This is a genomic window from Gemmatimonadota bacterium (assembly GCA_040882465.1).
Classification (GTDB): Bacteria; Gemmatimonadota; Gemmatimonadetes; order Longimicrobiales; family Gaopeijiaceae; genus JBBEBG01.
The window spans coordinates 83,868-90,870 of sequence record JBBEBG010000028.1; the positions used below are offsets into that span (position 1 = coordinate 83,868).

General features: G+C 65.2%; 5 protein-coding genes, 1 tRNA gene and 2 pseudogenes. 3 read left to right on the forward strand and 5 right to left on the reverse strand.

The window, feature by feature from the left end; all coding sequences use genetic code 11:
• Positions 1 to 318 precede the first annotated feature (318 nt).
• Positions 319 to 2,952, forward strand: coding sequence for a hypothetical protein (locus WEG36_10525; GenBank protein MEX1258043.1), 2,634 nt, complete (start codon positions 319 to 321; stop codon positions 2,950 to 2,952).
• Between the two features lie 41 nt (positions 2,953 to 2,993).
• On the opposite strand, the pseudogene WEG36_10530 reads toward WEG36_10525, so the two are convergent.
• A pseudogene (locus tag WEG36_10530) lies at positions 2,994 to 3,494 on the reverse strand (IS5 family transposase).
• Here WEG36_10530 and WEG36_10535 point away from each other — a divergent pair.
• Positions 3,491 to 3,811: pseudogene (locus WEG36_10535) on the forward strand (peroxiredoxin). The pseudogenes WEG36_10530 and WEG36_10535 sit on opposite strands and share 4 nt — an antisense overlap.
• Before the next feature lie 345 nt (positions 3,812 to 4,156).
• Here WEG36_10535 and WEG36_10540 read toward each other — a convergent pair.
• Both WEG36_10540 and WEG36_10545 read right to left on the reverse strand, forming a co-directional pair.
• Complete coding sequence (locus tag WEG36_10540) at positions 4,157 to 4,543, reverse strand: type II toxin-antitoxin system VapC family toxin (protein MEX1258044.1); 387 nt, start codon at positions 4,541 to 4,543, stop codon at positions 4,157 to 4,159.
• The gene (locus WEG36_10545) at positions 4,540 to 4,794 is read right to left on the reverse strand and encodes a type II toxin-antitoxin system prevent-host-death family antitoxin (protein ID MEX1258045.1); all 255 of its coding nucleotides are present in this window, start codon (positions 4,792 to 4,794) and stop codon (positions 4,540 to 4,542) included. Before WEG36_10545 ends, WEG36_10540 begins: the two co-directional genes overlap by 4 nt.
• 755 nt (positions 4,795 to 5,549) lie before the next feature.
• Here WEG36_10545 and WEG36_10550 point away from each other — a divergent pair.
• Entirely contained in the window at positions 5,550 to 5,837 is a 288-nt protein-coding gene (locus WEG36_10550) for a hypothetical protein (protein MEX1258046.1), read from the forward strand.
• Positions 5,838 to 6,375: 538 nt separating this feature from the next.
• Here the strand turns inward: WEG36_10550 and WEG36_10555 are convergent.
• A tRNA-Cys gene (locus tag WEG36_10555) sits at positions 6,376 to 6,446 on the reverse strand.
• Positions 6,447 to 6,719: 273 nt separating this feature from the next.
• Positions 6,720 to 7,003 (reverse strand): hypothetical protein (locus WEG36_10560; protein ID MEX1258047.1); only part of this gene is annotated, 284 nt, incomplete at its 5' end.

Here is a 7,003-nt window from a genome sequence, read left to right on the forward strand (position 1 = left end):
GTTCCCACTCCTCCGAGCGGGCCCTCCATCCATTGCCGGCCCACATGCTCCGCCGTACCTTGAATTGCCGGATCGCGTTGGACTTCCCCTCGGTCGGGAGGACACCGTATGGCGCGCACGAACGCGGTCCGGCGGCTCCTCCTCATAAATGTCACGGTGCTCGCATTCTCCGGTTGCACGAACGAGCCCGAACCTCCGACATCACTCGACGCGCGGCTTTCGCCGGCATCGCTTTCTCCGAGCACATCGGCGACCCCCGTTCGGCTCAACGAGATCCGACTTTTACCGGTTGATGGTGCGCCGGCGTTCGTCGAGCTCGTGAACTCCGGCACCGCGGCCGTGGGACTCGACGGAGCGACGCTCAGCACCGACGCCGGCGCCGTCGTGAATCTCCCGCAGAGCATCACACTTGAGCCCGGCGCGCTCTTGGTCGTCAGCTTCGACGATCAGTCAGGGAGCGGCGACGGTGTCATGCACGTGCCGGCCGCGGACTTTCCGGCCGGGGAGTCGGGCGCCGTGCGGCTCGACCTTCCCGACGGCGTCGCCGACGCGGTCGTGTGGGGCCAGCCCGACCTGGCCTCCGTAGACTTGTGTCGTGGCGGCCGCTGCTCGCCGCCCGCGCCGGGCAGCGTGCTTGCCCGGTTGCCGGAGGTGACGAATGCGTTCGCGCCTGCGGCGTGGGCGCCGTTGGATCCGGCGCGAGCGACGCCGGGGCAGCCCAATCCGCGGCCGGTGGTTTCCATGTTCGCGGCGTTGCCGGGCATGATCTTCACGGGCCGGCCCCGCTTTTCCTGGTACAGCGTCCCGGGCGCGGCGAGCTACCGGTTGCAGGTGGGAAGCGGGGACGCCTTCGCGGCCGTGGTGCATGAAGAGCAGATCGAGGGGACGCCCGGCGTGCGGCTCGAACAGCTCGCTATCCAGGGCCCGGAGCTCCCGCCGGGGAGCTACGTTTGGCGGGTCCAGGCGCTCGGTGGCGGGGGCGAGCCGGCTGAATTTTCTGAGGCATTACCGTTCCGTGTCGACCCGTCGCGCACGGTTCCCGAGCCGGCTCGCGCGTCGGCCGAGCGTGAGGTCGGCGGGGACGACCAGCAGGGCACCACCGCCGCGGGAGGATCCCCCACCACCCCGACGAGCGTTCCGGAAGGTTTGCTCAGGGTGCTCGACGTGCCGGTGATCGCGCACGCGAAGGACACGCGAATGCTGGCGCTCGAGGCCCCCCACGAGAATCCGCTGTGGAGTTGGGATACGCCGGACTTCGCCGGCTATCCTTACTGCGCGCGGGCGGGCGTCGCGATGTTGAACGCCTTCTACGGCGGCGGGATTTCACAGGACCGGATTGGTTACGAGGTGTTCCGGGATCTCCGCGACGGACCGGAATACGATCTGCCGATCATAGGCATCACCGACGATCGCACGACGCGGTACTCGCTGCCGCTCGCGATCGGCACGAGCGGACAATACGAACGGAACCCCTACAACGCCCGAGGCTTTGACCTCAATGCGTGCGTCGAATACGCGCAAGACCTGGCACTCCAGCAGTGCGCGAGCCAATGCGCCGACCCACAGTCGGAGGAATGCCTCCGCTGCCGCATCGCGCGCGAACCGGAAATCCAGTGCCCGGCCGAGATCGCCCACCGATGGGGAATGAACGCCCTCGTCGATATCCAGCGCGAGATCGACGCCGGCCGACCGGTCATCGCCACGAATCCCGGCCATCTATTCTTGTTCGTCGGATATCGCTCGCAGGACGGCGATTTTTTCCTTTTCTACCAGGACCAGCACGGAAGACAGGAGATGCAGGCGGATGCAGCCGGGCTATCTAGGTACCTCTATAGCTATTGGATCGGCCTGGCGCCCGTGGAGGTACGCAGCGATGAGGCCGAGGTTGACAGCGACAGCGACGGCGACGGCGTCGTTGATTTCGACGAGATCCACCGTTTTCGGACCGACGCGTCAACGGCTGATAGCGACGGTGACGGCATCGGCGACAAGGAGGAGATTCGCGCCAGCGTTTGGGATCCGCAAAACGGGTATCATCGCTCCGTGGAGCAGTTGACGCCGACCGGGTCTCCTGACGACGCGGCGGCGCGTGCCATGCTCGGCGGCCGCGACTTCGACCGCGACGGCGTCGCGATGGAGCTCGACGTGGACAGCGACGGCGGCGGCTGTCGCGACGGCGCGGAGGACGAGAATTTCAACGGCCTCCGCGACGGGAACGAGCGCTACAACTTCGACGGCGGGGACGACGATTGCGACGTCGCATTGGGCGGCCGCATCGAGATGAGCTACGCGTTCGTGCCCGGCTGGCCGGCGGAGTGCCAGGGAACCGTCGACCTCCGCCTGCGCTTTGCCCTCGAGCCCGACCCGGAGAACGTTACGGATGACTCGCCCGTCGCGCTCGTCTACGACGCAAGACAGGCCGAGTACGAGATCAGCACCGAGGGGTGCGAGGACATCGTCGACGACGGGTTTCTCGACGAGTTGGGCGTGGCCAACGTCGCCTGCAGCGCACGCGGGGGGCGCAGATCCGCAGTGATCGCGTTCGGGGAAGAATCGAACAGCTATCTGACGTTTTTTCCGCTCGACCCGGAGTTGGGTCTCCTTCTGACCGGGGATGCGCTGCTCAATCTGACCGGGGAGTGCGTAAACGTCGACGGACGCGTTTCCGATTTTTCAATTCTCTTCCTCGGGGGCGAGGCCCTCACCGTCGGCAGTGGGCTGGACTGCGATCCCGACGCGAGCCGACTTTCCTTCTGTGTTGAGCCCACCGCCTGCAACGTGACGGCAGGAAGTCAACCCTTGGATTGCCACACGCGGCCGGATCGCTATGCGGTGCTTCCCTTCCGCGGCTCTCTGACCAAACAAGGGGATATCCGCGAAATGACTAACTCCGCCGACGCCCACGTGCGATGGGAGATCTGTAACGGCTGCGGGGATCGCTTCTTCGACTAGGGCCCGTTCACACTAATGCAGGGCCTCTGCGATGAGTGCGAAATGGGCGTGAATCCGAGATCCAGCGCCAGCTGGCGCGTTTCGTTGCCCTGGTACGCACGATCCATGATGCGTGCGAGCTGAGTTTCAGCCCGCGGTAGGCGGCGCATCAGCTCTCGTCCCGCCGGTGCGTCGTGATGCTGGTCCGGTGACAGCGAGAGGGTCACGGCCCTTCTCGCATCCGCGGCAGCCATATGAATTTTGGTGGTCCATCCCCCCCGCCAGCGTCCGATGGACCGCGGGCCGTTTTTTTCCGCTCCCGTGCCGTAAGGATGCACCTTCACGATGGTGCTGTCGACGGCCAGGGCCTCGACCTTGATGCGGATGATCTCTTCCTCCTGCAGTGCTGTGAACACCCGATCGAGCACGCCGGCATTGGCCCACCGGGTCATCCGTGTGTGGACGATATGCCAGCGCCCAAATCGTTTCGGCAGACCGCGCCATTTGTACCCTTGTTCGGCCACGGTCAAGATCGCGTTCAGCACGTCCAGGTTCGAGATACGGGATGCTCCCGGCGGAAGTGGGGGACAGCTGCGATGGACGGACCGCGGTCGACAACCAGACGGTCCGAAACGTCTACGTCATCGGTCGGGACAAGAAGATCGAGCTCCTCATCTCGTATCCGATCGGCACCGGTCGGAACTTCGACGAGATTCTCCGCGTCATCGACTCGATGCAGTTCACCGCGAAGCACACGGTGGCAACGCCCGCGAACTGGAGGGACGGGGATGACATCATCATCCTTCCGGCCGTGCAGGAGGCCGAGGCCAGGGAGCGCTTTCCCAATGGATGGCGGGCGCCCAACCCGTACCTCCGCTAGGTCGAGCGGCCGAAGGGTTGAAATCGAGGCCCTTCACCGGGAGCGCCCCTCGCCGTGCCGGGCCCCTCTCCACGGCCCCTCCGGAAGCCCGCTGTGCGTACCCTTCGTCCTCGAGCCAGGCGTCAACACCGAGTTGAAGGTGGCGCGCGGGTTCAGCATGGGGGGCGCGGCGAGGAGCGGCCACCGCGCTGGCCCGCCGTGTTCCGGTAGTGACGCGCGATATCGAACATTACCGCCGGTCCCGGGGCTGGAGGTCGTTCCGTTCTGAGGGGCGCCCGGAGCTCGATGATGACTTCTCGATCATCCCGATGACAATCAGGCGGGGATCGCGGCAGTGCCGGGGAACTACCAGATCGCATCGACTCCGTAGTCGGGGAAGACCGGATCCCGCGTCAGGATGGGAAGATCCTCCATCCGACTCTGCGCGATGAGGATCCGGTCGAAGGGATCGCGGTGCGGACCCGGAAGAGATCCGGCGAGCAGGGCATGACCGAGGGAGATGGGAAGGACCTCGATCCGATCCTTCCGAAGGCTCGCCGGGAGAGTCTGCGGATCCCAGTCTTGGAACCGGAGCTTCCCGAGCCGATGCTTCGTCGTGATCTCCCACCCGGAGGCGCTGCTCACCAAGATCACATTCTCGGGATCCCGAATCCGCTCCCGGGCGAGGGCCGAAAGTCGAGGATCGTCCGTGACCCACCAGAGGAGCGCATGCGTATCGAGGAGGAAGGTCACCCCTCTTCCTCCCACACCCGCAGTTCCTCTTCCGGGAGGGCTTCGAAGAAATCCTCCGTCATGATGATGCGACCCCCGAGTCGGCCGGCGACGCGCTCCCCTCCCGCTTCGAGCGGAACCAGCTTCGCGTAGGGCTTGCCCGCCTTGGCGAGGATGATCTCCTCTCCCAGATGGACGCGTTCCAGGAGGCGGGAGAGGTGGGTCTTCGCCTCGTGGACATTCACCATGGCTTCCTTATCGATCTTCATCATCCGTGCTCTCCCCGGAGAGGGTCGTAAGCTGGTACCTCCATGACTTAGTCAATGGACCAAACTAAGTTATAAAGCGAGGGCGGGCAAGCTTTGGAGCAGGGATGCCCGACGCGGTCGTCCGAATGTGGGTGTGGAGCGGGAGCCTAGACGACTGGCCGATCCAGCCATGTCCCCGGACGCTTGATGCCGCTGGGTTGCAGGATGCCCGCCCCCGTCCCGCCCGCTTCCCGCGCCACGCGCCAGTGGGCCCCGGCCGTCGTCACGCCGGAGTATCGTACCGCGGGCAACGTCTATCGCTCACGGCGCCCGATCGCCACTCCGCTCTACTCTACTCTACTCCGTGGTCCAGCATCACCTTATAGCTGTACCGGAGTTATCCGCGGCCCTGCGAGGAGAGTCCCTCGACGCAACTCCCCGCAGAGGATTGTGGATAGCTCCGCCGAGCCGCAGGGTCGGCGGAAAGCAGACACGCACCGCTTCCGCTACGGACGAGTATCACCTTCGCGAAGATAAATCTCTCCAGAGTTCCCGAGCGGAAGCGGTGCACTTCGGTCCCCAACGAACGCTCCAGTTGACGACCGGTCGAGAGGTCACGCCTATAAGCTTTTCGCCGGGCCGAAGCCGTGCGTGTAGCCACCCAAATCTTGTTCACCCCAGGGATAAGGAAGCAGCGACCGTGACCGCCACCATCCGCCATGTGCGACCACCCCTAGCCGCGTGCAGAGAGGACGCTCCGTAACGAGGACGGCCGTACGGTGACCGACAGCCCGTCCTGTGAGACGAAGGAGGCCGTCACGGGCATCTGCGTGATCGTCGGTGCGGCCTTCAACTGGCGGAACAGCCGGGTCGGCTTTTGGCTCAACGCATCGGTTCTCGGGGCAGTCGAGGTGGGCGTGGTCGCCTTCATGTTGGCACCGGGATACATGCGATGGTCGGACGGCGGGATCGGACTCGGGCTCTTTGTCCTGGCCCTGGTCTTTTCGACGATCGGCTTCTGGAAGGGACCGAGGCCCATGCGCGTGCCGCTGGTCGGGGCGCGGTAGGAGGAAGTCCAAAGGGAAGGCCCGCTCGGTCCTAGGAGGCCGGACGGGCGGTCTCCCGATCCGCGTGAGGCACCACCGAGCAAATTCGGAATCGCCGGCCGCGCGGGCATCATCCTACCCCAACTCCTGCTGATCAGCGAACTCGCCGGTCCGCAGGCGACCACTTCCCATGGCTGCCGTTCCGCCAGCAGATCGCCGGCCCCTCATCGGAGCCCCAAGCGCTTTAGCCGCGTCCGCCGGCGAGCGAGAAGGATAAGCCGGGGGAGATCATCAAGGCCCGTTGCTTCCAGAAGCCTCGATACCAGGGAAACAGGTACCCCGACGAGAACTCGAAGGCGAACGAGCCGCTTCTCAAGAGGCGCCGCCCGGATTAGCTGCGCACGCTTCGCGTGCTCGCTGGTCTCGCGGATGGGAACCAACCGACAAAAAAAGGAGCCCTTTCCCCCGCTCGGCTCGAACCTTCGGGTCTCATCCGGGCGTCAGCACCCTTCCATGAAAAGATGGCGGCGCCCCGGTTGGGGCGCCGCCGCCTTCATAGAGGCGCCGCCCGGATTCGAACCGGGGATAGAGGATTTGCAGTCCTCCGCCTTACCACTTGGCCACGGCGCCTGAAAAGGAAAAGGGAGGCTCCTCGCTGCCGCGTCGAGCCTCCCCATCCTTGGAGAGCGGGAAACCGGACTCGAACCGGCGACCCCCACCTTGGCAAGCGAGCGCGTCACCCCTTCCGAACGGCAAAATTCGCACAGTTGAGCCAATCGGGCAACCGCTCTTGCCGGGTCAGAACCCCCCTTTTGCCGACTTTTGCCGGGTCTCGGGACACATTCGGGACACAGCCGGTCAACGAGGATCGGCGCCCATTTCTCGCAATGCCTGGGTCTCCCGTTAGGCCCCGGCCCGAATGTCATTCTTCGCGACCCGAAACCACTTCCTGCACCCCTGACAGTGAAACGCCACCTTTCCGGATGGGATCAGAGCGCCAACCCACACGATCAGGGCCATGATGAAGAGGATGGGAGCGATCACCCACCCGATGATCGGGATCCACATCATGCAGCTTCCGCCGACGAAGAGGGAAAGGCCCATCACCCCGGGGCCCATGCGATTCGTGCTCGCGCTCCCACAATGCGGGCACGGCTGCCACTCCAGAGACTTGGTGCGCCCCGGCG